The organism is Streptomyces sp. PTL18 (genome assembly GCF_059510295.1).
In genome coordinates this window covers 202,544-226,082 of sequence record NZ_JCAJZO010000007.1, presented here as the reverse complement: position 1 = coordinate 226,082, position 23,539 = coordinate 202,544, and the positions used below count along the sequence as shown (strand labels likewise).

Annotated in this window: 29 protein-coding genes; 8 read left to right on the top strand and 21 right to left on the bottom strand. The window is 72.2% G+C overall.

Features of this window, described 5'->3' with window-relative positions; genetic code table 11:
- Nucleotides 1-218 precede the first annotated feature (218 nt).
- The gene (locus tag AC5WS8_RS16375; RefSeq protein WP_003948568.1) at nt 219-830 is read right to left on the bottom strand and encodes a response regulator transcription factor; all 612 of its coding nucleotides are present in this window, start codon (nt 828-830) and stop codon (nt 219-221) included.
- Nucleotides 831-1,210: 380 nt separating this feature from the next.
- On the opposite strand from AC5WS8_RS16375, the gene AC5WS8_RS16370 reads away from it, so the two are divergent.
- A complete protein-coding gene (locus tag AC5WS8_RS16370) occupies nt 1,211-1,549 on the top strand; it encodes a WhiB family transcriptional regulator (protein WP_496104109.1) in 339 nt (112 codons plus the stop codon).
- Between the two features lie 215 nt (nt 1,550-1,764).
- Here the strand turns inward: AC5WS8_RS16370 and AC5WS8_RS16365 are convergent, their stop codons facing one another.
- Nucleotides 1,765-2,664 (bottom strand): LysR family transcriptional regulator, encoded by a 900-nt coding sequence (locus AC5WS8_RS16365; RefSeq protein ID WP_496104108.1) that lies wholly within the window; start codon nt 2,662-2,664, stop codon nt 1,765-1,767.
- 81 nt (nt 2,665-2,745) lie between these two features.
- Between AC5WS8_RS16365 and AC5WS8_RS16360 the strand changes: the two genes are divergently transcribed.
- From AC5WS8_RS16360 to AC5WS8_RS16350, 3 genes are all read left to right on the top strand, one after another.
- Nucleotides 2,746-3,420, top strand: a complete 675-nt coding sequence (locus AC5WS8_RS16360; protein WP_496104107.1) for an MOSC domain-containing protein — start codon at nt 2,746-2,748, stop codon at nt 3,418-3,420.
- A gap of 89 nt (nt 3,421-3,509) precedes the next feature.
- A complete protein-coding gene (locus AC5WS8_RS16355; protein WP_496104106.1) occupies nt 3,510-4,283 on the top strand; it encodes an SDR family NAD(P)-dependent oxidoreductase in 774 nt (257 codons plus the stop codon).
- 77 nt (nt 4,284-4,360) lie between these two features.
- Nucleotides 4,361-5,068, top strand: a complete 708-nt coding sequence (locus AC5WS8_RS16350; protein ID WP_496104105.1) for an ester cyclase — start codon at nt 4,361-4,363, stop codon at nt 5,066-5,068.
- An 80-nt stretch (nt 5,069-5,148) separates the two neighbouring features.
- On the opposite strand, the gene groL is transcribed toward AC5WS8_RS16350, so the two are convergent.
- The 4 genes from groL to AC5WS8_RS16330 all read right to left on the bottom strand — a co-directional run bounded on the left by groL (nt 5,149) and on the right by AC5WS8_RS16330 (nt 8,567).
- Nucleotides 5,149-6,774 carry a chaperonin GroEL gene (gene groL / locus AC5WS8_RS16345; protein ID WP_496104104.1) on the bottom strand — a complete coding sequence of 542 codons (1,626 nt, stop codon included), beginning with the start codon at nt 6,772-6,774 and terminating at the stop codon, nt 5,149-5,151.
- Nucleotides 6,775-6,890: 116 nt separating this feature from the next.
- Nucleotides 6,891-7,199, bottom strand: a complete 309-nt coding sequence (gene groES, locus AC5WS8_RS16340; RefSeq protein WP_009190181.1) for a co-chaperone GroES — start codon at nt 7,197-7,199, stop codon at nt 6,891-6,893.
- Nucleotides 7,200-7,470: 271 nt separating this feature from the next.
- Nucleotides 7,471-8,283: a polysaccharide deacetylase family protein gene (locus tag AC5WS8_RS16335; RefSeq protein WP_496104103.1), complete on the bottom strand. Its 813-nt coding sequence runs from the start codon at nt 8,281-8,283 to the stop codon at nt 7,471-7,473.
- Nucleotides 8,280-8,567, bottom strand: a complete 288-nt coding sequence (locus tag AC5WS8_RS16330; RefSeq protein WP_496104102.1) for a hypothetical protein — start codon at nt 8,565-8,567, stop codon at nt 8,280-8,282. The genes AC5WS8_RS16335 and AC5WS8_RS16330 overlap by 4 nt, the downstream gene beginning before the upstream one ends.
- A 138-nt stretch (nt 8,568-8,705) precedes the next feature.
- Here AC5WS8_RS16330 and AC5WS8_RS16325 point away from each other — a divergent pair, with 138 nt between their 5' ends.
- A complete protein-coding gene (locus AC5WS8_RS16325) occupies nt 8,706-9,962 on the top strand; it encodes a THUMP-like domain-containing protein (RefSeq protein ID WP_496104101.1) in 1,257 nt (418 codons plus the stop codon).
- On the opposite strand, the gene AC5WS8_RS16320 is transcribed toward AC5WS8_RS16325, so the two are convergent.
- From AC5WS8_RS16320 to tsaB, 7 genes are all read right to left on the bottom strand, one after another.
- A complete protein-coding gene (locus AC5WS8_RS16320; RefSeq protein WP_496104100.1) occupies nt 9,959-11,230 on the bottom strand; it encodes an RNA polymerase sigma factor in 1,272 nt (423 codons plus the stop codon). The genes AC5WS8_RS16325 and AC5WS8_RS16320 overlap by 4 nt on opposite strands.
- Nucleotides 11,231-11,274: 44 nt before the next feature.
- On the bottom strand, nt 11,275-11,631 hold the full coding sequence (locus AC5WS8_RS16315) for a YciI family protein (protein WP_496104099.1): 357 nt from the start codon (nt 11,629-11,631) through the stop codon (nt 11,275-11,277).
- A gap of 155 nt (nt 11,632-11,786) precedes the next feature.
- A complete protein-coding gene (locus AC5WS8_RS16310) occupies nt 11,787-12,770 on the bottom strand; it encodes an LCP family protein (RefSeq protein ID WP_496104230.1) in 984 nt (327 codons plus the stop codon).
- Between the two features lie 132 nt (nt 12,771-12,902).
- The gene (locus tag AC5WS8_RS16305) at nt 12,903-13,169 is read right to left on the bottom strand and encodes a hypothetical protein (protein WP_496104098.1); all 267 of its coding nucleotides are present in this window, start codon (nt 13,167-13,169) and stop codon (nt 12,903-12,905) included.
- Nucleotides 13,166-14,263: a tRNA (adenosine(37)-N6)-threonylcarbamoyltransferase complex transferase subunit TsaD gene (gene tsaD, locus AC5WS8_RS16300; RefSeq protein ID WP_496104097.1), complete on the bottom strand. Its 1,098-nt coding sequence runs from the start codon at nt 14,261-14,263 to the stop codon at nt 13,166-13,168. The genes AC5WS8_RS16305 and tsaD overlap by 4 nt, the downstream gene beginning before the upstream one ends.
- Nucleotides 14,256-14,786, bottom strand: a complete 531-nt coding sequence (gene rimI, locus AC5WS8_RS16295; protein ID WP_496104229.1) for a ribosomal protein S18-alanine N-acetyltransferase — start codon at nt 14,784-14,786, stop codon at nt 14,256-14,258. The genes tsaD and rimI overlap by 8 nt, the downstream gene beginning before the upstream one ends.
- An 8-nt stretch (nt 14,787-14,794) precedes the next feature.
- Nucleotides 14,795-15,448 carry a tRNA (adenosine(37)-N6)-threonylcarbamoyltransferase complex dimerization subunit type 1 TsaB gene (gene tsaB, locus AC5WS8_RS16290; RefSeq protein WP_496104096.1) on the bottom strand — a complete coding sequence of 218 codons (654 nt, stop codon included), beginning with the start codon at nt 15,446-15,448 and terminating at the stop codon, nt 14,795-14,797.
- Nucleotides 15,449-15,592: 144 nt separating this feature from the next.
- Between tsaB and AC5WS8_RS16285 the strand changes: the two genes are divergently transcribed.
- Nucleotides 15,593-16,147 (top strand): hypothetical protein, encoded by a 555-nt coding sequence (locus AC5WS8_RS16285; RefSeq protein WP_496104095.1) that lies wholly within the window; start codon nt 15,593-15,595, stop codon nt 16,145-16,147.
- Nucleotides 16,148-16,234: 87 nt separating this feature from the next.
- Here AC5WS8_RS16285 and AC5WS8_RS16280 read toward each other — a convergent pair whose 3' ends face one another.
- The 7 genes from AC5WS8_RS16280 to AC5WS8_RS16250 all read right to left on the bottom strand — a co-directional run bounded on the left by AC5WS8_RS16280 (nt 16,235) and on the right by AC5WS8_RS16250 (nt 21,946).
- On the bottom strand, nt 16,235-16,420 hold the full coding sequence (locus tag AC5WS8_RS16280) for a hypothetical protein (RefSeq protein ID WP_496104094.1): 186 nt from the start codon (nt 16,418-16,420) through the stop codon (nt 16,235-16,237).
- 176 nt (nt 16,421-16,596) lie between these two features.
- On the bottom strand, nt 16,597-17,127 hold the full coding sequence (gene tsaE, locus AC5WS8_RS16275; RefSeq protein WP_496104093.1) for a tRNA (adenosine(37)-N6)-threonylcarbamoyltransferase complex ATPase subunit type 1 TsaE: 531 nt from the start codon (nt 17,125-17,127) through the stop codon (nt 16,597-16,599).
- On the bottom strand, nt 17,096-18,325 hold the full coding sequence (locus AC5WS8_RS16270) for an alpha/beta fold hydrolase (protein ID WP_496104092.1): 1,230 nt from the start codon (nt 18,323-18,325) through the stop codon (nt 17,096-17,098). The genes tsaE and AC5WS8_RS16270 overlap by 32 nt, the downstream gene beginning before the upstream one ends.
- A 67-nt stretch (nt 18,326-18,392) precedes the next feature.
- Nucleotides 18,393-19,556: an alanine racemase gene (alr, locus tag AC5WS8_RS16265; protein ID WP_496104091.1), complete on the bottom strand. Its 1,164-nt coding sequence runs from the start codon at nt 19,554-19,556 to the stop codon at nt 18,393-18,395.
- Between the two features lie 107 nt (nt 19,557-19,663).
- Nucleotides 19,664-21,097, bottom strand: coding sequence for an NAD(P)H-hydrate dehydratase (locus AC5WS8_RS16260; RefSeq protein WP_496104090.1), 1,434 nt, complete (start codon nt 21,095-21,097; stop codon nt 19,664-19,666).
- A gap of 43 nt (nt 21,098-21,140) precedes the next feature.
- Nucleotides 21,141-21,512, bottom strand: coding sequence for a holo-ACP synthase (locus tag AC5WS8_RS16255; protein WP_496104089.1), 372 nt, complete (start codon nt 21,510-21,512; stop codon nt 21,141-21,143).
- Between the two features lie 266 nt (nt 21,513-21,778).
- Nucleotides 21,779-21,946, bottom strand: a complete 168-nt coding sequence (locus AC5WS8_RS16250; protein WP_496104088.1) for a hydrophobic protein — start codon at nt 21,944-21,946, stop codon at nt 21,779-21,781.
- A 210-nt stretch (nt 21,947-22,156) separates the two neighbouring features.
- Here AC5WS8_RS16250 and AC5WS8_RS16245 point away from each other — a divergent pair, with 210 nt between their 5' ends.
- Both AC5WS8_RS16245 and AC5WS8_RS16240 read left to right on the top strand, forming a co-directional pair.
- Nucleotides 22,157-22,330 (top strand): CsbD family protein, encoded by a 174-nt coding sequence (locus AC5WS8_RS16245; RefSeq protein ID WP_496104087.1) that lies wholly within the window; start codon nt 22,157-22,159, stop codon nt 22,328-22,330.
- Nucleotides 22,331-22,527: 197 nt separating this feature from the next.
- Nucleotides 22,528-23,037 (top strand): hypothetical protein, encoded by a 510-nt coding sequence (locus AC5WS8_RS16240; protein ID WP_496104086.1) that lies wholly within the window; start codon nt 22,528-22,530, stop codon nt 23,035-23,037.
- A 175-nt stretch (nt 23,038-23,212) separates the two neighbouring features.
- Here AC5WS8_RS16240 and AC5WS8_RS16235 read toward each other — a convergent pair whose 3' ends face one another.
- On the bottom strand, nt 23,213-23,530 hold the full coding sequence (locus tag AC5WS8_RS16235) for a hypothetical protein (protein ID WP_496104085.1): 318 nt from the start codon (nt 23,528-23,530) through the stop codon (nt 23,213-23,215).
- Between the last annotated feature and the right edge of the window lie 9 nt (nt 23,531-23,539).

Below are 23,539 nucleotides of genomic sequence, written 5' to 3'. Positions count from 1 at the left end.
TGCGCCGGAACTCATCTCCTGCGCCCTCCCCTCCCGCTCGATCGACTCGTCCCCGAGGAACTCCACACCCTCAAGGATGCGGCATCCGCGACGAAACGAGCAGCGGGCATCCGGCGGGCCTCTCCGCCAGGCGGCTCGAGGGAGGGGCTTCCCCGAGGTCGCCGTGCCCCGCCCGCCCTGCGGCAGGCGGGGATCTGCGCACCCCCGCGGTGATCCACTTAGCGGACCAGGCCCCACCGGAAGCCGAGCGCCACCGCGTGTGCGCGGTCGGACGCGCCGAGCTTCTTGAACAGACGCCGGGCGTGGGTCTTCACGGTGTCCTCGGAGAGGAACAGCTCCCGGCCGATCTCCGCGTTGGAACGGCCGTGGCTCATGCCCTCCAGCACCTGGATCTCGCGTGCGGTGAGCGTGGGCGCGGCACCCATCTCGGCCGAGCGCAGCCGCCTCGGCGCGAGCCGCCAGGTCGGGTCGGCGAGGGCCTGTGTGACGGTCGCTCGCAACTCCGCACGCGAGGCGTCCTTGTGGAGGTAGCCGCGCGCGCCGGCGGCGACCGCGAGCGCCACCCCGTCCAGGTCCTCCGCGACGGTGAGCATGATGATGCGCGCACCGGGGTCGGCGGACAGCAGCCGCCGTACGGTCTCGACGCCGCCCAGTCCGGGCATGCGTACGTCCATCAGAATCAGGTCCGAGCGGTCGGCCCCCCAGCGGCGGAGGACTTCCTCGCCGTTGGCCGCCGTCGTCACGCGCTCGACGCCGGGCACGGTCGCCACCGCGCGGCGGAGCGCCTCTCGGGCAAGCGGGGAGTCGTCGCAGACGAGGACGGATGTCATGACCGCCCTCCGCAGCTGATGCGCGTCACCTTGAGCCTCCAGGCTGGTACGAAATCGTCACCTGTGCGGTCGACGCCCTCGGACGCCTGCCCGAGCGCTTGTTGTTTCAACCGCCTCCGCACTCTCAACGATGGTCACTCGAAAGAGTTACGGTGCAGCAAGCCATCTTCGGCACTGTACGTGAGGGCGCGGACACGGTGCAGACACGCGCAGCGTAACCCCCCACTTTCATCACCACCTATGCCCCATTTAGCCGCTTTTCTTCCCGTTAGCTGGTGTCTGGGGCTAGATTCGCAATGAGTCATATTTTCATCTCATAAGATCGTCGATGTACGGTTGACAACACATATCCGCCCAGAACGGCAACAAGGGGACACGCAATGGCAGATTTCTCCCGCCTTCCCGGTCCGAACGCGGATCTGTGGGACTGGCAGCTCCATGCGGCCTGCCGTGGGGTCGACAGTTCGCTCTTCTTCCATCCCGAGGGCGAACGCGGGGCGGCGCGGAGCGCTCGCGAGAACTCGGCCAAAGAGGTCTGCATGAGGTGCCCCGTCCGCGCCGAGTGCGCAGCCCATGCCCTGGCCGTGCGCGAGCCGTACGGGGTGTGGGGAGGGCTGACCGAGGACGAGCGTGAAGAGCTCATGGGGCGGGCGCGGAACCGGCTGGTACCGGCCTCGACGACCGGTGGGAGCCACGACCACGCGGCCTCGAACAGCTGAAGGAACGTTTTTTCAGTCACGGGCACGCGTGTGTGCCCGGGTTTGGGGGCGCTCCACCGCCCCGAGGGGGCTGTTTCAGGGGGCACAGGGGGCATGTTCCGCCCGTGAGGGGGCGATGTCACGGGGTCGGGCCGTTCAGGGGGGACATGGCCGGGGCTGTCACCGCCCCCGGGCGCACGAGCGCCGAACCATCACCGCACTCTTCGGGTACCTCGCTAGCGCAGGGCCGCCCGCGCCAGTTCCCCCAGGGTCGCCGCCACCGCCGGCACCTGGGCCAGGTCCGGCAGCGTGAGGGCGACGATCTCCCGCCGTACCGTCGGTTCCAACGCGACCGGGCGCACTCCGCGCGGACGTACGGACTCGACCGCGAGCTGGGGCAGAACGGCCACTCCGAGGCCGGCACCGACCAGGCCCACCACCGCCGGATGGTCGTCCGTCGCGAAGTCGATGCGCGGTGTGAAGCCGGCACTTTCGCACACCTGCACGAGCTGCCCCCGGCAGCGTGGACAGCCCGCGATCCACGGCTCCCCCGCCAGTTCGCCGATGGCGACCGACTCGGCGCGCGCCAACCGGTGGCCCTCGGGCACGAGCCCGACGAGCCGGTCGGTGAGCAGGTGGCGCACGACCAGGTCGTCCCACTCCTCGACGCCCGCCTCCGCGCCCTCGTAGCGGAAGGCGAGCGCGATGTCGCAGTCACCGGCACGCAGCTTCTGCACGGACTGGGGCGGCTCGGCCTCCTCCAGGGAGACGCGGGTGCCCGGGTGCGCGGCGCGCAGGGCGGCGAGTGCGGTGGGGACCAGCGTGGAGCTGCCGCTCGGGAAGGAGACGAGGCGGACGCGGCCGGCCCTCAGGCCCGCGATGGCGGCGACCTCCTCCTCGGCGGCGGTGAGCCCGGCCAGGATGCCCGCCGCGTGCCGCACCAGCGCCTCGCCCGCCTGCGTCAGGCGCATCTCGCGGCCGCTGCGGACCAGCACCGGCGTGCCGACGGACGTCTCCAGGGCCTTCATCTGCTGGCTGACGGCGGGCTGGGTACAACCCAGCTCGCGCCCCGCCGCCGAGAAGGAGCCGGTGGCGGCCACGGCGCGCAGCACACGGAGATGTCGAGCCTCGATCACGCGGGTGAGCATAAGGGAACCTTGGAAGGACCGGCCAATAAGGCGTCGACGCTTTGACCGCCGGTCCCCTACCGTGCGGGCATGAAGCTTCTGTCCCTGAACGTGGGCCGCCCCGTGGCCGTCGAGTACACCGACCAGCCGGAGGGCCTGACCGGCATCGACAAACGGCCGGTGGAGGGGCCCGTGCGGGTCACCGCGCCCGGCCCGAAGGGCGCCGGCGCGAGCGGGCTGGCCGGGGACGCGGTGTGCGACCTGCGGCACCACGGCGGTGACGACCAGGCGGTGTACGCGTTCGCCCGCGAGGACCTCGACGGCTGGGAGCGCGAGCTGGGCCGGTCGCTGCCGAGCGGCTCGTTCGGCGAGAACCTCACCACGGAAGGGCTCGACGTGTCCGGCGCCCGGATCGGCGAGCGCTGGCGGATCGGGGCGGAGCTGGTGCTGGAGGTGACCTGCGGGCGGATTCCGTGCCGTACCTTCCAGGAGCACCTCGGCGAGCGCGGCTGGGTGAAGCGGTTCACGCGCCGGGGGGCGCCGGGCGCCTATCTGCGGGTGATCGAGCCGGGTGAGATTCGGGTCGGCGACCCCGTCACGGTGGTGCACCGGCCCGACCACGACGTCACCGTCGCGCTGCAGTTCCGGGCGACGACCACGGAACGGAACCTGCTGCCGAGCCTGTTGGCGGCGGGCGACGCGCTGCACCCGGAGAGCGTGGCGGCGGCACGGGAGTACGCGCACAAGTACGCGTCCCGGAAGTAGCCCGGAGCAGACGAACGTTGCTGCCGGAGCCGGTGAAATGCCCCGTCCGTCAGGCGGACCCGCCGACTCCGGGTCACTATCGTTGGCCCATGACAACGGCTCTGATTACGGGATCGACCGCGGGCATCGGCGCCGCGTTCGCACGGCGGCTGGCCGCCGACGGCCATGACCTCGTCCTGGTGGCGCGCGACACCAAGCGGCTGCGGGAACAGGCGACCGAGCTGCACGACCGGCACGGCATCGAGGCGGAGGTACTGACGTCGGACCTGGCCACCGACGAGGGCATCGAGGCGGTCGCCACGCGCCTGTCCGATCTGAGGAACCCGGTCGACCTGCTCGTGAACAACGCGGGCTTCGGAAACAAGGGCCGGTACCTCGACGTGTCGATGGCCGACGAGCTGCGGATGCTCAAGGTGCACTGCGAGGCCGTGCTGCGGCTGACGAGCGCGGCGGCGGGGGCGATGCGGAAGCGCGGTCGCGGCGGCATCGTCAACGTGGCCTCGGTCGCGGCGTTCGTGCCGCGCGGTACGTACGGGGCGTCGAAGGCGTGGGTCGTGCAGTTCACGCAGGGCGCGGCGAAGGACCTGGCCGGGTCGGGCGTACGGCTGATGGCGCTGTGCCCGGGGTTCGTGCGCACCGAGTTCCACCAGCGGGCCGGGATGGGCACGGACAGCATCCCGAACTGGATGTGGCTGGACGCGGACAAACTGGTCGCCGCCGCGCTCGCCGACCTGGCCCGCGGCAAGACGCTGTCGATCCCGGACCCGCGGTACAAGGTGCTGATGGGGGTGGCCAAGGTGACCCCCCGCGCGCTGCTGGGCGGGATCAGCTCGCGGACGGGGCGCAAGTACGGGCCGCAGTAGCACGAGGTGACGCCGCCCCTCGGGTGGGAAAATGGGGCGTATCTGCGTCAGGACCCAGGGGGGCCGGAGGCGGCGTCATGACATTCGTGCAGCTCATCGACTGCAAGACCAGCCGGTTCGACGAGATGAACCGGATCATGGACCGATGGGTCGAGAAGACCAGGGGCAGGCGGACGGCGACCCACGACGTGATCTGCAGGGACCGGTCCGACACCTCGCACTTCATCGAGATCGTGGAGTTCCCCTCCTACGAGGAGGCGATGCGGAACTCCAACCTCCCGGAGACCGACCAGGTCTTCCGCGAGATGGTCGCCCTGTGCGACGAGATGCCCACCTTCGTCGACCTGGAGGTGGTGCGGGACGAACAGTTGTACACGGATGCGGTACGGCGCCTGTTCGACACGCTGGCGACGGCGGGGGAACTGCCACCGCTCAACGACCTGATGGCGGAGGGCTGCCACAGCCACGACCCCGTCAATCCGCAGGACACCATCGGCCTGGACGCCATCCGGCGCGAGTACCGGATGTGGCGCGACGCCTTCGACTTCGCCTTCACGATCGACGACCTGATCGAGCAGGGCGACCGGGTGTGCGCGCGGTGGAGGTGGGACGCCACGCACAAGGGCGAGTTCCTGGGCATCCCGCCCACCGGCAGGAAGGTCACCATGACCGGTATGACCCTCTTCCGCTTCGGGGAGGACGCAAAGATCACCGAGACCTGGTGGCAGCACGACCAGCTGGGGCTGATGGAGCAGCTGGGTGTCCTGGACGAGCTGGAGCGGTAGGACGCCGGAACAGGGCGAAGGCCCGGCACCCCCTCGGTGCTTTCCAGGGGGTACCGGGCCCTCGGCGACGCAGCAGTACGTCAGTGGGCGTGGCCGTGGCCGTGGCCGGCCGCGGCGGGCTCCTCCTCTTCCTTCTTCTCGACGACCAGGGTCTCGGTCGTCAGAAGCAGGGAGGCGATGGAGGCGGCGTTCTCCAGGGCGGAGCGGGTGACCTTGACCGGGTCGATGACGCCGGCCTTGATCAGGTCGCCGTACTCGCCGGTGGCGGCGTTGTAGCCGCTGCCCTTGTCGAGCTCGGCGACCTTGTGGGCGATGACGTAGCCCTCGAGGCCCGCGTTCTCGGCGATCCAGCGCAGCGGCTCGACGACCGCGCGGCGCACGATGGCGACACCGGTGGCCTCGTCGCCCTCCTTGCCGAGGCCGTCGGCCAGCACCTTGGAGGCGTGGACGAGGGCGGAGCCACCACCGGAGACGATGCCCTCCTCGACCGCGGCGCGGGTCGCGGAGATGGCGTCCTCCAGGCGGTGCTTCTTCTCCTTCAGCTCCACCTCGGTGGCGGCGCCGACCTTGATCACGCACACGCCGCCGGCCAGCTTCGCGAGGCGCTCCTGGAGCTTCTCGCGGTCCCAGTCGGAGTCCGTGGTCTCGATCTCGGCCTTGATCTGGGCGACGCGGCCCGCGACGTCCTCGGACTTGCCGGCGCCGTCGACGATCGTGGTGTCGTCCTTGGTGACGGTGACGCGGCGGGCGGAGCCCAGCACGTCCAGGCCGACCTGGTCGAGCTTGAGACCGACCTCCTCGGAGACGACCGTGGCGCCGGTGAGGACCGCCATGTCCTGCAGCATCGCCTTGCGGCGGTCACCGAAGCCGGGGGCCTTGACGGCGACCGCGTTGAAGGTGCCGCGGATCTTGTTGACGACCAGGGTGGACAGGGCCTCGCCCTCGAGGTCCTCGGCGATGATCAGCAGCGGCTTGGAGGAGCCGGCCTGGATGACCTTCTCCAGCAGCGGCAGCAGTTCCGCGATGGCGGAGATCTTGCCCTGGTTGATGAGGATGTACGGGTCGTCGAGGACGGCCTCCATACGCTCCTGGTCCGTCACGAAGTACGGCGACAGGTAGCCCTTGTCGAAGGCCATGCCCTCGGTGAAGTCCAGCTCCAGACCGAAGGTGTTGGACTCCTCGACGGTGATGACACCGTCCTTGCCGACCTTGTCCATCGCCTCGGCGATCAGCTCGCCGACCTGCTGGTCCTGGGCGGACAGCGCGGCGACCGCGGCGATGTCGGACTTCTCGTCGATCGGGCGGGCGGTGGCCAGCAGGTCGTCGGAGACGGCCTTCACGGCGGCGTCGATGCCCTTCTTCAAGGCGGCCGGGGAGGCACCCGCGGCGACGTTCCTCAGGCCCTCGCGAACCAGCGCCTGGGCGAGCACGGTGGCGGTGGTGGTGCCGTCACCCGCGATGTCGTTGGTCTTGGTCGCCACCTCCTTGACCAGCTGGGCGCCGAGGTTCTCGTACGGGTCCTCGATCTCCACCTCACGGGCGATGGTGACGCCGTCGTTGGTGATGGTCGGGGCGCCGAACTTCTTGTCGATGACCACGTTGCGGCCCTTGGGACCGATGGTCACCTTGACCGTGTCGGCCAGCTTGTTGACGCCGCGCTCGAGGGCGCGACGGGCGTCCTCGTCGAACTTCAGGATCTTCGCCATGGCAGCGGGAGCCCTCTCGGAAATCTGGATGAACGAAACCGCGCCCCGGGCGCCCGGCTTCTCTTATCGGTCGCGGGGGCCAGGGGCGCAGCTCACAGCAGGAATGCTGAGGTGACTTACTTCTCGATGATCGCGAGCACGTCGCGGGCCGAGAGAACGAGGTACTCCTCGTTGTTGTACTTCACCTCGGTGCCGCCGTACTTGCTGTAGAGCACGACGTCGCCGACCTTGACGTCGAGCGGAAGACGGTTGCCGTCCTCGAAGCGGCCCGGGCCCACGGCCAGGACGACGCCCTCCTGGGGCTTCTCCTTGGCGGTGTCCGGAATGACCAGGCCAGAGGCCGTGGTCTGCTCGGCGTCGAGCGGCTGGACCACGATGCGGTCCTCGAGCGGCTTGATGGCAACCTTGGAGCTGGCGGTCGTCACGATCCGACCTCCCCCTTCGGAGATCTCACGGGGTTAACTGTCTGAGGTGGCGACCAGGTCGATCCGTCGTCGCGGGTGCCGGACCTGCCCGTCGCTGTGTTGGCACTCTCATCTGCCGAGTGCCAGAGCCGAGACTATGACCGCGATTAGCACTCGGTCAAGCGGAGTGCCAATGCCGGCGGCGCGCGCCGTGCCGAGCCGGGTTGCCCGGGGGTGGTGTTCACCCGGGGGTGGGGGCGACGCCCCCGGGACCACCGTCCGGCACGCCCGGTCAGAGGTAGTCCTCCAGACGGGCCACCGCGAAGCCTCTCGACTGCAGGCGGCGCAGCAGGCGGGTCGTCTCCGTGGCCAGGGAGGTCAGGGGGCGGCCCGGTTCGTGAGGGCGGAGGATGTCGCCCGGGTGGAGGGCCTCGGATCGTCCGTAGGCGTGCGTCGGGCGCCACAGGATCAGGGCCGTGACACCGCAGTCCGCCGCGGCCCGCAGGGTCGTGCGGTCGTATCTGCCGTAGGGCGGGCGCAGCAGCAGGGGGCGCCGGGCCAGGCGGGAGGGCAGACGGTCCCGCCCGGCGCAGATCTGGGCACGCTGCTCCGCGTAGGGACGGCCGCGCAGTCCGGCGTGGCCCAGGGTGCGGTTCTGGATGGTCGCCCCCGCCGCCCGCAGCCGCGCGGTGCGCGCGTACCCGGGGCCGTCGGCACCCTCCGTGAGGAACACGCTGATGGGCAGCCGCAGGTCACGGACCATCTCGACGAACCGGGCATCCCGCTCGGCGCCCTCGTCGTAGGTGAGGAAGACGACCTTGTCGTGGGTGGGGACACGGTCGAGGACCTCCGGGAGCCCCTCGTCCTCCGGGTCCACGTACCGCGGCAGGGGGCGGGGCGGCCAGGGCGCGGGCACGAGCGGGGCGGTGAGCCCCCAGCGGCGGTACGCCCCCTCGTGCGGCCCGTACGATCTGCGCACCCTCTGCGCCGCCTTCTTGCCCAGCCGTTCGATGGGGTCGACCGACTGGGCGCAGCCGGTCGCCCCGGCCAGGACCGCGGCGGCCAGGACCCCCGCCAGCAGGGTGCGCAGCCACCGTGCCCTCACAGGTGGTCCTCCGGGCGCGCCGCCGCGCGCCCCTCGCCGGTCGGCTTCCCGAGTCCCCAGCGCCTGGCGGCGACCACGCGCCGGGTGTACGCGGCGCGCAATTCGGTGGCGTGCTTGTCGAGTGCGCGCGCCACCGGAGGCCTGCGGGGCTCCGGCGGGCCGGGCGTGCCGGGAGCCCCTTCGCTGCCGGCGCACCCGACGGCGAGGGCGGTGGTGGTCAGGACGGCGAGAACCGCGCGGGCCGCGACCGTCGGCCCAGGACCCGTCAAGCGCGACGCACGCACAGTGGGGCAGTTTGCGCACTCTTTGTCATCTTGTCCTACGAGTCGCATGGTGCCGGATCCTTCCAGTCCCCGGCGTCCACGGCGGGCCGACACCGCGATCCGGCGCACGCCGTCCACCGGCTGGCCGACAATGACCGGGTGAACGACCTCTCCTTCGCCTCCCTGCTCACTCCCGAGGGCCGCGCCCTCCTGGACGAGGTGCGCGGCACCGACCCGGCGCGGGAACTGGCCGTCGCCACCCGGCTGCGCCGCGAGCACCCCGCCGAGCTGGTCTCGGCGGCCCTCGCGCAGGCACGGCTGCGCGAGCGGGCGGCGGCGAAGTTCGGCGCACAGGACGCGCAACGGATGTTCTTCACCCCGAACGGCGTCGAGCAGTCCACCAGGGCCACGGTCGCCGCCCACCGCGCCGAGCGCTTCCTGGCGCTCGGGGTGGCCTCCGTCGCCGACCTGTGCTGCGGCGTGGGCGGCGACGCGATCGCCCTCGCCCGGGCCGGCATCCGCGTCCTGGCCGTGGACCGCGACCCGCTGACGGCGGCCGTGGCGCGCGCGAACGCCGACGCGCTGGGCCTCTCCGGCCTGATCGAGGTGCGCGAGGCCGACGTCACGGAGGTGGAGGTGTCCCCGTACGACGCCGTCTTCGTCGACCCCGCACGGCGCGGCGGCAGACCGGGAGGGGCCGCGCGGCGGGAGTCCCCCCGGGCGTCGCGCTCCCCGGGAGCGTCGGTGAGGGGTGGTGGCCGGGTGACGGGCGGGCGCATCTTCGACCCCGAGGCGTACTCACCTCCGCTGTCCTGGGCGGTGGCCACGGCCCTGAAGGCCCCGCACGCCGCCTTGAAGGTGGCGCCGGGCATCCCGCACGAGGCGGTGCCCGACGAGGCGGAGGCCGAGTGGATCTCGGACGGCGGGGATGTGAAGGAGGCGGTGCTGTGGTTCGGCACACGGCCGGGCGAGGTACGGGCCACGCTCCTGCCCGGACCGCGCCTGCTGCGCGGGCGCGGCCTGCCCGACCCACCGGTGCGCCCCCTCGGCCGCTACCTCTACGAACCGGACGGCGCCGTCATCCGCGCGCATCTGGTGGCGGAGGTGGCCGAGGAGGTGGGCGGCGGCCTGATCGACGGGACGATCGCGTATGTGACGGCCGACGAGCGCCGCGCCTCCCCCTACGCCACCGCGTACGAAATCACCGACCGGCTCCCCTTCAACGTGAAGAAGCTGAAGGCGCTGCTGCGGGAGCGGCAGGTGGGGATCCTGACGGTGAAGAAGCGCGGTTCGGCCGTCGAACCGGAGGAACTGCGCCGCAAGGTCCTGCCCAAGCCGCACGGTCCGAACGCGGTGACCGTGTTCCTGACCCGGGTCGCCGGGGCGCCCACCATGCTGCTCGGGCATCCCGTCTAACGGCAGTCCTCCGCGCGCGCCGTGAGCAGCTCACGCTCCCGTTCGTTGCGGACGAGGGCGGCGGCCCGGACGAACTCCTCACGGGCCTCGGCCGTGCGCCCGAGCCGGGCCAGCAGATCGCCCCGGACGCTCGGCAGCAAGTGGTAGTCGCGCAGGGCGGATCCGGCGGCCAGCCGGTCGACGATCTCCAGGGCCGGGCCCGGTCCCTCGGCCATGGAGACGGCGACCGCGCGGTTCAGCTCGACGACGGGTGACGGGGAGCGGGCGGCCAGCAGACCGTACAGGGCTGCGATGCGCGCCCAGTCGGTGTCCTCGTAGGTGTGCGCGAGCGCGTGGCAGGCGGCGATCGCGGCCTGCAGGACGTACGGGCCGGGGGCCCCCGCGGCCACCGCGTCGGCGCGGCCCAGGGCGGTGACGCCGCGGGCGATGAGCAGGCGGTTCCAGCGCGCCCGGTTCTGGTCCTTCAGCAGCACGGGGCCGCCGTCCGGCCCGGTGCGGGCCGCCGTGCGGGAGGCCTGGAACTCCAGCAGCGCGGCCAGCCCGTGCACCTCGGGCTCCCTGGGCATCAGCCCGGCCAGCACCCGGGCCAGCCGCAGGGCGTCCTCGCACAGGGCGGGGCGCAGCAGGTCGCCACCGGCCGTGGCCGCGTATCCCTCGTTGAAGACCAGGTAGATGACCTCGAGCACGGACCCGAGCCGGGCCTCGCGCTCGGGACCGTACGGCACCTCGAAGGCGACGCCCCGCGCCGCGAGCCTCCGCTTGGCCCGCACGATGCGCTGGGCGACGGTGGCCTCCGGTACGAGGAACGCGCGAGCGATCTCGGCGGTGGTCAGTCCGCCGAGCAGCCGCAGGGTGAGCGCGATGCGGGACTCGGCGGACAGCACCGGGTGGCAGGCGGTGAACACGAGCCGCAGCAGGTCGTCGTCGATGTCGTCCGGGTCGGACGGCTCGTCCACGTGGTACGGCGCCGTGCCGAGGTCCCGCCCGACCTCCTCCAGCTTGCGCAGGTACCGCTCCCGGCGGCGTACGAGGTCGATGGCACGGTGCCTGGCGGTCGCCATGAGCCAGGCACCGGGGTTGTCCGGCACCCCGTCCCGCGGCCACTGCTCCAGGGCGGCGACCAGGGCGTCCTGCGCCAGCTCCTCGGCGATCCCGACGTCCCGCACGATCCGGGCGACACCGGCGATGACCCGCGGGGACTCCATCCGGAAGACGGTCTCGACGGCACCGGCCGGGACGCCGGGGGCGCGGATGGGCTGCTCTTCCACAGCCCACCAGCAAACACCCCCGGCGGGCGGGTGCCAAACGGCGCTCACGCCTCGGCGATCTCCCGGACCTCGCAGGTGATCGTCCAGTGCTCCTCGTGCACCTTCACGAACCGCTTGGCCCACTCGATCGCCTCGGCCCTGTTCTTGCACTGCATGAGCGCGTATCCGCCGATGACCTCCTTGGACTCGGTGAACGGGCCGTCCGTGACGGACAGCTGCCCGCCCTCCCAGCGCACCCGGGCGCCCTGGGCGGCCGGCGTGAGCCCGGCGGTGTCGAGCATGACCCCGGCCTTGGTGATCTCCTCGATCAGCTCGCCCATCCGCTGCATCAGCTCGGGGCTCGGGCCCTGAGCGGGCGCGGTGGTCTCGTCGACACGCACGATCGACAGGTATCGCGGCATGGTGACTCCTCGGTACGGGGCGGCGGCCGGCTGTTCCCGGCCTCTCACCCCTTACGTCGAACGAGCGCGCACCGGATCGACACGGCCCACGGAATTTCTTCGACGCGTTCCGCGGGGGACGAACGCAGCGGGCACAGAGCCCGCGCCGGCCGTCCTCATCGCAGCGAGGCCCACAGGTCGCTCGCCGCCGGGTCCTTCGCCACCACCCGGTTGGCGTCCGAGGGGGCGGGCACCACCGGCATCATCACCGTTGTCACGTTCTTCGAGGCCAGGCCCTTCAGGCTGGCGCCCAGTCGGGTCAGCTCCGGGAGTGAGTCCAGTCCCGTGTCGGTGGTCAGGCTTCCGGTGACCGCGTCGGCGACCCGGTACAGCCTGGCGGGGTCGGAGAGGAGGTTCGTCGAGGCGAGCCGGTCCAGCAGCGCCTTCACCAGTTGCTGCTGGAGAGCTATGCGGCCGAGGTCGCTGCCGTCGCCTATGCCGTACCGGGTGCGGGCCAGGGCCAGGGCCCGGGTGCCGTCGAGGTGGTGGGTGCCCGCCTTCAGCTGCAGATGGCTCTTGTCGTCGGCGATGTTCTGGTCCGTCGTCACCGTGACCCCGCCGAGCGCGTCCACCAGCTTGGCGAACCCCGAGAAGTCGATCTCCAGAAAGTGGTCCATGCGGATCCGTGTGATCGACTCGACGGTCTTGACCGCGCAGACCGGACCGCCCAGCTCGTAGGCGGTGTTGAACATCACCCCGTACGCCACCGCCGTCCTGCCGCCCGACGGCAGGGGGCATGACGGCCGGGTGACGAGGGTGTCGCGCGGGATACTGACCACCGTGGCCCTCGTGCGGCCCGCGTCGATGTGCACCACCATCGCCGTGTCCGAACGGGCGCCCGAGATGTCGCCCCCGCCGAGGGCCGCGTTCTGCTCGCCGCTGCGTGAATCCGAGCCCAGGACAAGGATGTTGAGCGGGCCGCTCGGCAGCGGTGAGGCGGACGCGGAGACCGAGGGTGCCGGGCGCGCCGGGCGGTCGGTGCCCAGCGCGCGGTCGATGTCGACGCTTTTGATGTTGTGGTTGAGATGCCAGTAGGCCCAGGCCGCCCCGGCGGCCGCGAGGACGATGCCGCAGGCTGCCACGGCACCCACGACCTTCATCAGACGTGGCCGTCGCCGGCCACCCCCCTGCTCGTCAGCTGAAGTCACACAGAGGAACGTAAGTCCGAATTATGGCGAGCAGAGATACCGGGCCGTCATTCTTCGGAAAATCTCACTTTTCACACCGCGTCCTCAGTCCGACGTCACCGCGGACACCGACTCGAACCGCCACCGGTGCACCGCCCTGGTGACCAACTCCCCGTCCGGCTCGGGCAGTTCGGGGAGGTCGGCGGCGTGGTCCGCGTCCCACCAGGTGATGACCAGGACACGGTCCTGCGGGGCCCGGAAGGTCTCGCGGCGCAGGGGCGGGGGCGTCAGCTCCTGGGCGCGGGCCCAGGCCAGCAGTTCCCCGCCCCGGCCGGCGACCGCCCGGGCCTCCCACATCAGGGCGACCGTCACGAGTAGAGGTTCTCCCTGCTCACCTCGTGCACGTGGTCGTGGCCGTGCGGATTGCCCGGCACATGCGGGTCCGTCACCGGCAGCGACGAGTCCGCCGAGAGGTCCCAGGACGACGCCGGACGGCCCCGGGCGACCATCTCCGCGCCCAGTGCGGCGACCATCGCGCCGTTGTCCGTGCAGAGCTTGGGACGGGGCACGCGCAGGCGGACGCCGGCCGCCTCGCACCGCTCCTGGGCCAGGGCGCGCAAGCGGGAGTTGGCCGCGACGCCGCCGCCGATCATCAGATGGTCGACGCCCTGGTCCCGGCAGGCCCGCACCGCCTTGCGGGTCAGCACGTCCACCACCGCCTCCTGGAAGGACGCCGCGACATCACGCACCGGGACCTCCTCCCCCGCCGCCCGCCTGGCCTCGATCCAGCGGGCCACGGCCGTCTTCAGGCCGGAGAAGGAGAAGTCGTACGCGGGGTCGCGCGGCCCGGTCAGTCCCCGCGGGAACGCGATCGCGTCCGGGTCGCCCTCCTTGGCGTACCGGTCGATGACCGGGCCGCCCGGGAAGCCGAGGTTCAGCACGCGTGCGATCTTGTCGAAGGCCTCGCCCGCCGCGTCGTCGATCGTCGAACCCATCGGCCGCACGTCCGAGGTGATGTCCGTGGACAGCAGCAGCGAGGAGTGGCCACCGCTGACCAGCAGCGCCATCGTCGGCTCCGGGAGCGCGCCGTGCTCCAGCTGGTCCACGCAGATGTGCGAGGCCAGGTGGTTGACGCCGTACAACGGCTTGCCCAGGGCGTACGCGTACGCCTTCGCCGCCGACACGCCGACCAGCAGGGCGCCGGCCAGTCCCGGTCCGGCGGTGACCGCGATGCCGTCGAGGTCGTTCGCGGACACTCCCGCGTCCTTCAGCGCGCGCTCGATGGTCGGCACCATCGCCTCCAGGTGGGCGCGCGAGGCCACCTCCGGGACGACCCCGCCGTAGCGCGCGTGCTCGTCCACGCTGGAGGCGACGGCGTCCGCGAGGAGGGTGGTCCCCTGGACGATGCCGACACCGGTCTCGTCGCAGGACGTCTCGATCCCCAGGACCAGGGGTTGGTCAGCCATTGATCTCGGTTCCTCGTACAGATTCGGACCCTGCGGCGAAGTCACCGTCGGGCGTGGTGGTCAGGCGCATCACCAGGGCGTCCACGTTCCCCGGCTGGTAGTAGCCGCGCCTGAACCCGATGGCCTCGAAGCCGTGGCGTTCGTACAGCTTCTGCGCGCGTACGTTGTCGACCCGGCACTCGAGCATCACCTCGGTGCACTCGAACGCGGTCGCGGCGCGCAGCAGCTCGGTCAGCAGCCGCCCGCCGAGTCCCGTGCCCCAGCGGTCGCGGGCCACGGCGATGGTCTGGATGTCGGCGAGCTCTCCCTGGGCGGCCAGTCCCGCGTAGCCGACGATGCGCTCGCCCTCGACGGCCACGACGTAGCGGCGGGTCGCCTCCGGCCCCCGCGAGTGCGCGAGCTCGGACCAGAACATGCCCCGCGACCAGGCGTCCTCCGGGAAGAGGTCCTTCTCCAGCTCCAGCACCGGGTCGATGTCCCACCAGCGCATCTCGCGCAGGCGGGGTGTCTTCGGCGGCGTCACGGGCACGGTCACTTGGGTGTGACCACCTTGTAGCTCTTGGGCACCTGTGCGTCGGGACGGCGCAGGTACAGCGGCCTCGGCGCGGGCAGTTCCTCGCCCTTGGCGAGCTTCTCGGCGGCCAGGGAGGCGAGGGCGGCGGCCGAGACGTGCTCGGGTTCGTGGGCGTCCGGGAAGGTGTCCGGGTACAGCAGCGCGCCGGCGCCGACGGCGGGCAGACCCGCGACCTTCTCGGCGATCTCGGCGGGCCGGTCGACGGCGGGCTCGGTGACACGGGTGCGGGCGTCGTCGTAGCGCGCCCAGTAGACCTCCTTGCGGCGCGCGTCCGTGGCGACCACGAAGGGCACGGTCAGGTCGGAGGCGTACGCGAGGCCGTCGAGGGTGCACAGGCCGTACACGGGCACACCGAGCGCGAGCCCGAAGGTGTCGGCGGTCATCAGGCCGACCCGCAGCCCGGTGTACGGGCCGGGGCCGACGCCGACGACGACGCCGGTGACGGCGTCGAGCCGGGTGCCCGCCTCGGCGAGGATCCGGTCGACGGCGGGCAGCAGGAGTTCCCCGTGCCGCCTGGCGTCGACCTGGCTCGTCGAGGCGACGACGGACGTGCCGTCGTGCAGGGCGACGGTCACGGCGGGGGTGGCGGTATCCAGAGCGAGCAAGAGCACGCAAACAGCGTACGGCGCCCGCGCCCGTCGCACGGCCGGGGCGGTCCGCACCGCGGCTGCTGCTACCGTCACGGCAAAGGTGTGCGACGCAAGCGCGCCCGCGGAGCAGGGACGCTTCGTGCCGGTGTCGAGAGGTGGGCAAGGGTGGCTAGGAGCAGCTCGGGATTCGTGGCCGGGCTCACCGCGGCGGCCGTCGCCACGGTCGGTTTCCTCGCCTACCAGGCGTCGGCGAACGTGCCCGACACGCTGGGCAAGCCGCAGGTGAAGAAATCTCCGGGGGCCGGCGCACCCAAGGCTTCGCGGGAGGGGGCGAACCCGGCGGTGGTGCCCGGGGGCTCCGGCACCGGGGAGCGGGTGGTGTACTCGCTCGGCGAGAACCGGGTGTGGCTGGTCGGCACGGACAACAAGGTGCAGCGCACCTTCACCGTGATGCCGGGGACGGTGGACCCGGCTCCGGGCACGTACGCGGTGACGTCCCGGACCGCGGCCGGGCCCGGTTCGGACGGCAGGCAGGTGGAGCACATCGTGCGGTTCGCGCTGGTCGACGGCGTGGTGTTGGGCTTCAGCGCGGCCGTGGACGGCTCGACGCCGAAGCCGGACGCGTCGAAGAAGCTGGGCGGGATCCGCGAGAGCCGTGCGGACGGCACGGCGATGTGGGAGTTCGCGACGATCAACCAGAAAGTGGTCGTCGTCAAGTAGTCGTGGGCGAGCAGTCCGCGTCAAGCAGCCCGCGTCAGGTCGCGGCGGCCTCGTCGGGCAGCCGGACCCGTCGGGCGGCAGCCCGCTCTACGCGGCCCTGCGCCGGTCCTCGGTCACAGGAGCCGGCTGCGGCCTGCCGGGGGCGGGATCCCTCGGCGGGGTCGAGACCGCCTCGGCCGCGGCGCACGACGCGAGCAGGTCCTTCATCGACGGACCACCGCCCGCTGCGGGCACCACGCGCGGCTGGCACTCATCTCGTTCCGTGGCCGGCATGGACGCCTCCTGGTGTCGCGGGGGCGGCACGGTCAGGCACACCTCACCCAGTGCCCGCCATCCATGTGACCACGGGGAATGCCCGCAGCGCAACAGCTTGCCGACGCGTTGTCGGGACGTCGCCCCGCCGCGCTCCTCCGCTCGCCCCCGACGCGTCCCCGAGGGGGCGCCCCGGTTCAGGCGGACAGCGCGGCCAGGTCCACCTGGGCCCAGCGGTGCCCGAGCCCGGCCAGCGTGACCTGCCGGACCTCGTCCGTCGTGTCGCCCACCGCCCGGTGGATCGTCACGTGCAGGCGGTCCTCCGTCAGCTCCTCGACCCTGCCCTCGCCCCACTCCACGACGACCACCGACTCCGGCAGCGAGACGTCCAGGTCGAGGTCCTCCATCTCCTCCAGGCCGCCGCCCAGGCGGTAGGCGTCCACGTGGACCAGCGGCGGGCCGTCCCCGAGGGAGGGGTGCACGCGGGCGATCACGAAGGTCGGCGAGGTGACCGCTCCCCGCACCCCCAGGCCCTCGCCGAGCCCGCGGGTCAGCGTGGTCTTGCCCGCGCCCAGCTCACCGTTCAGCAGCACGAGGTCGCCGGCGCGCAGCAGTTTGGCGAGCCGGCGCCCCAGTTCCAGCATCTGTTCGGGGGAGGTGACGGTGAGCTCGACGGTGACACCCGGCGCGGGGGTCTCAGCCGGGCTGTGCGGTGCTGGTGCTTCCATAGCCCCCCACCGTAGCCCCTGCGGGGACCGCCCCCGAGCGCATCAGGAGGTCGGCGAGGCGGTCGGTGACGACCTCCGGGTGCTCCAGCATCACCAGGTGCCCGGCGTCCGGCACGAGCACCAGTTCGGCGTCCGGCAGCAGGTCGGCGATGGCCTCGCTGTGCTCGCTGGGGGTGACGAGGTCCTGTACTCCGGCCAGGACGAGCACCGGAAGCTCTGCGAAGCGGGCGAGCGCCTCGGTCTTGTCGTGGTCGGTGAAGGCCGGGTAGAACTCGGCGACCACGTCGATCGGCGTGTTCTCGATCATCCGCTCGGCGAACCGGGCGACGGCGGGATCGATGTCCCGGGACGCGAACGAGTACCGCTTGATGATCCCCGCGAACAGGTCGGCGGTGGCCCTGCGTCCCTTCTCCACCAGCTCGGCCTGCTGTCCGAGCGCTCTCAGCACTCCGGGCAGGACGCGGCGTATCGCGTTGACGCCCGCGACCGGCAGTCCGAAGTTGACCTCGCCGAGCCGCCCTGAGGACGTGCCGACGAGGGCGGCGCCGACGACCCGGTCACGGATCAGTTCGGGGTACTGGTCGGCGAGTGCCATGACCGTCATGCCGCCCATGGAGTGGCCGACGAGCAGGATCGGCCCCTCGGGGACGGCCGCGTCGATCACGGCCTTGAGGTCGCGACCGAGCTGGTCTATGGAGACCGGCGTGCCGTCCGCCTGGGCCATGCCCCGCCCCGAGCGGCCGTGGCTGCGCTGGTCCCAGTGCACGGTGCGGACGACGCCGCGCAGCGCGGCCCGCTGGAAGTGCCAGGAGTCCTGGTTGAGGCAGTAGCCGTGGCTGAAGACGACGGTGACCGGGGCCGGGGCCTTGCGTCCGAAGAGCCGGCGCCGGCGCTGCGCGGGGATCTTCTCCGGCTCGATGTCGTCGACCTCGTAGTACAGCTCGGTGCCGTCGTCCGCGTACGCCTTGCCGGGGATGCCGCGGAGGGTGCCGTACGGCCCCGCCGAGTCCAGGACGAGCCGGGCCTTCCTGCGCATGCCGCGGCCGACCGTCATCCGCTCGATCGCGACGCCGGCCGCGGCACCCGCCGCGACCACGCCTATCGCGGCGCCGGCGAGACCGGCGAGGCGCCAGTTGCCGGCGGCAGCGGCGGTCGCGTCCACGGCGGACATCGCCGTCTCCGCACTGCTCTCGCTCACGTCCCGCTCCCTCTCACCAGGGCCCCACCCGTTCAGCCGTACGTCTGCCCCGGCTCACCCGGGTGGATTACCCGTCTTGTTCCGCGTTCACCTTTACGTAGACGCGCGGAACGCGGGTTCCGATCCGGGTCACGATTTCGTAAGCGATGGTTCCGGCCGCCTGCGCCCAGTCCTCGGCGGTGGGTTCACCCCGGTCACCGGGGCCGAAAAGGATCGCTTCGGTGCCGGGCCCGGGCTCGTCGCCGCCGAGGTCCACGACGAACTGGTCCATGGCGACCCGGCCGGCGACGGTACGCAGCTTGCCGTCGACCAGGACCGGTCCGGTACCGGAGGCGTGGCGCGGGATGCCGTCCGCGTAGCCGACCGGGACCAGGCCGAGGGTGGTGGCGCCGGGGGTGGTGTACAGGTGGCCGTAGCTGACGCCGTGGCCGCCGGGGACCTGCTTGACCAGCGCGAGCGACGCCTTGAGGGACATCACCGGGCGCAGTCCGAAGTCGGCGGGGGTGCCGAGCTCGGGGCTCGGTGAGATGCCGTACATCGCGATGCCGGTGCGCACGAGGTCGAAGTGGGTCTCGGGCAGGATCAGTGTGGCGGGCGAGTTCGCGATGTGCCGCACCTCGGGGCGTACACCCTGCTGCTCGGCGTACGCCACCATCTCGCGGAACCGGGCCAGTTGGGCCTGGACGGAGGGGTGGCCGGGTTCGTCGGCGCAGGCGAAGTGGGACCAGAGGCCGACGACGGCGACCAGGCCGTCGGCCTGGGCGCGCAGGGCCTCGGCGACGAGTTCCGGCCAGTCGCCGGGCTGGCAGCCGTTCCGGCCCAGGCCGGTGTCGGCCTTGAGGTGGACCCGGGCGGGCACCCCTGCGACGGCGGCCGCCTCGCGCACCTCGTCGAGGGCCCACAGGCCGCTGACCGACACGTCGACGTCGGCCTCGACGGCCCGCTGCCAGGGACCGCCGGGGGTCCAGAGCCAGCACAGGACGCGGCCCGGCACTCCGGCCTCGCGCAGGGCGAGCGCCTCCTCGGGCGTGGCCGTGCCGAGCCACTCGGCGCCGGCTTCGAGCGCCGCGCGGGCGCACGGCACGGCCCCGTGGCCGTACGCGTCCGACTTCACGACGGCCATCAGGGCCGCGCCGGGCGCGAAGGCGCGCAGGGCACGCACGTTCGCCCGCAGGGCCGCCAGATCGATCTCGGCGCGGGCGCGCAGGGGTGCTGACTCGATACGTTCCATCGCGCCCCAGTGTCTCAGAGGGGCCGGACGGCACGGGGATGGCGGTACCGGCGGGTAGCGTTCCGGCAGTCGGGCCCCTCGACCGGACCGCGTCGGCGCCCTCCCGCTCAGCCCCGTACGTCCCGCCAGGCCGCCGGGATCGCGCCGGCCACATCGTGCGCCCCGGCCGGCGCGCCGTCCGCCGCATAGCGGCCCGCCAGTCCGTGCAGGTACGCCGCCACGCTCGCCGCGTCCCGGGCCGGGAGCCCGGCCGCGAGCAGCGATCCCGTGAGGCCGGACAGCACGTCGCCGCTCCCCGCGGTCGCCAGCCACGGTGTGCCGGTGGCGTTCACGCGCACCGGCCCGCCGTCGGGGTCCGCCACCAGCGTGGTGGAGCCCTTGAGGAGCACGGTCGCCCGGTAGCGGGAGGCCAACTCCCGTACGGCCGCGAGCCGGGCCCCCTCGACCTCCTCGCGCGCCACGCCGAGCAGCGCGGCGGCCTCGCCCGCGTGCGGGGTCATCAGCGTCGGCGCGGTACGGGCGCGGACGGTGTCGCGGTCGGCCAGCCTGAGCCCGTCCGCGTCGACGAGAACGGGTACGTCCGCCTCCAGCACGTCGGCCACGGTCGCCGCGTCGTCGCCCGCGCCGGGACCGACCACCCAGGCCTGCACCCGCCCGGCCTTGGCGGGCCCCCGGTCGGAGACCAGCGTCTCCGGGAAGCGGGCGACCACGGCGCTCCCGGCGGGGCCCACGTACCGTACGGCCCCGGCCCCGCCGCGCAGTGCCCCCGCCACCGCGAGCACGGCCGCTCCGGGATAGCGCGCGGACCCGGCGGCGACACCGACGACGCCCCGCCGGTACTTGTCGCTCTCGGCCCGCGGCACCGGCAGCAGCGTGGCCACGTCCCCGTGCTGCAACGCCTCCAGCTCGGCCTCCTCGGGCAGTTCGAGCCCGATGTCGACGAGCCGTACGGAACCGGCGTGCTCCCGCGCCGGATCGATGAGCAGCGCCGGCTTGTGCGTGCCGAACGTCACGGTGAGATCCGCCCGCACGGCGTCCCCCCGCACCTGGCCGCTGTCGGGCTCCACCCCGCTCGGCAGGTCCACGGCGACGACGACCGCGCCTGCGGCGTCGGCGAGCGCGGCGAGCCGCGCGGCGTCCGGCCGGAGCCCGCCCCTGCCGCCGATCCCCACGATCCCGTCGACGACGAGGTCGGCGCCCCGGATCGCCTCCTGGGCACCGGAAAGGTCCGAGGGGACCGTGCCGCCCGCCCTCCGCAGGGCCGCCAGCCCGCCCCCGTGGGTGCGCTCCGGCGACAGCAGCAGCGCGGTGACCCCCGCCCCCCGGCGGGCGAGCCGCGCCCCGGCGTACAGGGCGTCGCCGCCGTTGTCCCCGCTGCCGACCAGCAGCACCACCCGGCTGCCGTACACCCGCCCCAGCAACTGGGCGCAGGCCGCGGCCAGTCCGGCGGCGGCGCGCTGCATGAGCGCCCCCTCCGGAAGCCGGGCCATGAGCGCACGCTCGGCCGTCCTCACCGTCTCCACGCTGTACGCAGTCCGCATACGGCCGAGTGTCCCCCACGGTGCCGAGACCATGACGGAGGCGCTACCCCTCGGCGACGACCACCGCGGACGCCACACCCGCGTCATGGCTGAGCGACACATGCCAGAACCGGACGCCGAGTTCGGCGGCGCGGGCCGCGACCGTGCCCGTCACGCGCAGCCGCGGCTGCCCGCTGTCCTCGACGTACACCTCGGCGTCGGTCCAGTGCAGCCCGCCCGGCGCGCCGAGCGCCTTGGCCACCGCCTCCTTCGCGGCGAACCGTACGGCCAGCGAGGCGATCCCGCGCCGCTCACCGCCCGGCAACAGCAACTCCCGCTCCAGGAAGAGCCGCTCGGCGAGGCCGGGAGTACGCTCCAGCGCGGCCCGGAAACGATCGATCTCGGCGACATCGATACCGACTCCGATGATGCTCATGCCTGGCACCCTACGGGTCCGCCCGACCCTCCACCGAGCGGCGGCCCGGAGGTCGGGCGCCGACTTGGAGGCGCTGGTTCCGCTTGACGTACCCGACGCCCGACGGGCCACGGATGCCCCGAACGGAACGCGGGTACGCCCCTTTTCACGCTTTCCGCGCGTTGTGGGTACCCCTGTGGGCACCCGGTGGACGACCCTCGCGTCAGCGGGCACAGGAAGGGGGCCCCGGACGTGGCCGGGGCCCCAGGGCACGTCGAGACGCGCCGCTACCAGCGGTACCAGCGACCCCGCCGACCACCACTCGCCGGGCGGACGACGAACCCCAGCAGCCACAGCGCGAGCACGATGACGGCAAGCCACCACAGCGCCTTCAGGGCGAAACCCGCACCGAAAAGCACCAGGGCCAGAAGAAGAACCAGAAGCAAGGGAACCATGTTCATCAACCTCCGGTCGAACGGGTTCCCCTTCAACGACCGCACACGCATCCGGAACTCCGGGTTTTCCCGCGAGCTTCAGTGGAATTCTGATGGGTTCGCCGCACATCTTCGTTCATGGTGCAGCGAATTACCGCGATGTTTGACCGCGAGGACGACGGCTATTCGAACACCATCGAAGGCCGTGACGACGTTGGGATGGTGACAACCATGGCTGAGAACCAGAAGGCGCAGGCCAAGACCGAGCAGGCCAAGGGCAAGGTCAAGGAGACCGCCGGCCGCGCCGTCGGCAACGAGCGCATGGAGGCCGAGGGCCGCATGGAGCAGGCACGCGGCGACGCCCGCCAGGCCAAGGAGAAGGCCAAGGACGCCTTCCGGCACTGAGCGTCACCCGGGGCGGGCCCGGACACCCGGACGAAACAGGGTGCCCGGGCCTGCCCTGTTCTGTCGCTCCCCGGAACCCGGTCGGCATTCTGGGGCGTCCGGGTGAACCCTCTGCCCCGGCTCGCTACGACAGGACGGCAGCGGGTAGTTCCCACCGCACGATCCTCGCGTGATCGCGCGACCAGGGAAGGATTCACATGACGCGAAAGACGGTCGTCTGGGGTGCCGCACTGGTGGCAGCCGCAACCTCGCTCGGCACACCTGCGGCGGCAGCCGGACGACACCTGGATCACGACAGACTTTGCAGCATTTCCGGCCGACCGAACGAGCGGCCGTGCCTCCTGCAGTTCCAGCTGGTGCCGGGTCAGCAGGAATCCGTTCCGGGACCGAACGGCCCGATCACGATCCAGACTCTGGACGCCTTTCGGAACGGACGCGTCATCGGATCCGCCACGGGCATGACGGCGGGCTTCCCGTCAGGCCCCGCTGAAGGGATCTACACATTCCGACTGGCCGACGGACAAGGGCAGATCGGTGTTCAGTTCGCCCAGCCGGGCGGCAACTCGCAGAACACCACCTCGCTCATGGTCACGGGCGGCAGCGGCGTCTTCGACTGCGCGACGGGCTCAGGGATCGCTGTCGGGGGCGGCGACAGCTCGCCCATCCAGGTCAGCCTGCATCTCAGGTTCGCGTGCACGTCTCACTGACCACCACGCGCATTCGCGCATGGGGAGCACCCCGGAGCGCGCTTCGCCGCTCCGGGGTGCTCCCCATGCCTCGGCCGGCTCGCACCGTCCCGGGCCACGCCCTCAGGGCATGTACCCGGCGGCGTCCGGGGCCCTCGGTTCGCCCTGCCGACCTTCCTGCCGGTCGGCCGGTACTTCAGTGCTGTTCAGAACCGGTCCCCGGGACATCCGGGTCCTCGGCGAACAGATCCTCCGCCCGCTCAACCGTGCGGGAGCGCTTCAGCCAGGCGTCCATGCGGTCGGGATCGGTGCAGGTGGTGATGCGCTCCCGCAGACTCTCCGGTACGGGGATGCCGCGCACCTCCAGCACGGACAGGATCCCCTTTGCCTCGCCTTCTGCCTTGCCTTCAGCCTTGCCTTCTGCCTTGCCTTCTGCCTTGCCTTCTGCCTTGCCTTCCAGGTAGGCGGTCTCGCGAACCGTCCCCCGGCCAGGGAAATAGCTGACGAACGACATGATTTCCTT

What these genes read in the sequence shown, in the direction of transcription:
- AC5WS8_RS16375 (WP_003948568.1), bottom strand. Translation starts at nt 830, where the DNA reads ATGACATCCGTCCTCGTCTGCGACGACTCCCCGCTTGCCCGAGAGGCG.
- AC5WS8_RS16370 (WP_496104109.1), top strand. Translation starts at nt 1,211, where the DNA reads ATGGCAGATTTCTCCCGCCTTCCCGGTCCGAACGCGGATCTGTGGGAC.
- AC5WS8_RS16360 (WP_496104107.1), top strand. Translation starts at nt 2,746, where the DNA reads ATGAAGCTTCTGTCCCTGAACGTGGGCCGCCCCGTGGCCGTCGAGTAC.
- AC5WS8_RS16355 (WP_496104106.1), top strand. Translation starts at nt 3,510, where the DNA reads ATGACAACGGCTCTGATTACGGGATCGACCGCGGGCATCGGCGCCGCG.
- AC5WS8_RS16350 (WP_496104105.1), top strand. Translation starts at nt 4,361, where the DNA reads ATGACATTCGTGCAGCTCATCGACTGCAAGACCAGCCGGTTCGACGAG.
- groL (WP_496104104.1), bottom strand. Translation starts at nt 6,774, where the DNA reads ATGGCGAAGATCCTGAAGTTCGACGAGGACGCCCGTCGCGCCCTCGAG.
- AC5WS8_RS16315 (WP_496104099.1), bottom strand. Translation starts at nt 11,631, where the DNA reads ATGCCGCGATACCTGTCGATCGTGCGTGTCGACGAGACCACCGCGCCC.
- AC5WS8_RS16310 (WP_496104230.1), bottom strand. Translation starts at nt 12,770, where the DNA reads ATGAAGGTCGTGGGTGCCGTGGCAGCCTGCGGCATCGTCCTCGCGGCC.
- tsaD (WP_496104097.1), bottom strand. Translation starts at nt 14,263, where the DNA reads ATGGCTGACCAACCCCTGGTCCTGGGGATCGAGACGTCCTGCGACGAG.
- AC5WS8_RS16280 (WP_496104094.1), bottom strand. Translation starts at nt 16,420, where the DNA reads ATGCCGGCCACGGAACGAGATGAGTGCCAGCCGCGCGTGGTGCCCGCA.
- tsaE (WP_496104093.1), bottom strand. Translation starts at nt 17,127, where the DNA reads ATGGAAGCACCAGCACCGCACAGCCCGGCTGAGACCCCCGCGCCGGGT.
- alr (WP_496104091.1), bottom strand. Translation starts at nt 19,556, where the DNA reads ATGGAACGTATCGAGTCAGCACCCCTGCGCGCCCGCGCCGAGATCGAT.
- AC5WS8_RS16260 (WP_496104090.1), bottom strand. Translation starts at nt 21,097, where the DNA reads ATGCGGACTGCGTACAGCGTGGAGACGGTGAGGACGGCCGAGCGTGCG.
- AC5WS8_RS16255 (WP_496104089.1), bottom strand. Translation starts at nt 21,512, where the DNA reads ATGAGCATCATCGGAGTCGGTATCGATGTCGCCGAGATCGATCGTTTC.
- AC5WS8_RS16250 (WP_496104088.1), bottom strand. Translation starts at nt 21,946, where the DNA reads ATGGTTCCCTTGCTTCTGGTTCTTCTTCTGGCCCTGGTGCTTTTCGGT.
- AC5WS8_RS16245 (WP_496104087.1), top strand. Translation starts at nt 22,157, where the DNA reads ATGGCTGAGAACCAGAAGGCGCAGGCCAAGACCGAGCAGGCCAAGGGC.
- AC5WS8_RS16240 (WP_496104086.1), top strand. Translation starts at nt 22,528, where the DNA reads ATGACGCGAAAGACGGTCGTCTGGGGTGCCGCACTGGTGGCAGCCGCA.
- AC5WS8_RS16235 (WP_496104085.1), bottom strand. Translation starts at nt 23,530, where the DNA reads ATGTCGTTCGTCAGCTATTTCCCTGGCCGGGGGACGGTTCGCGAGACC.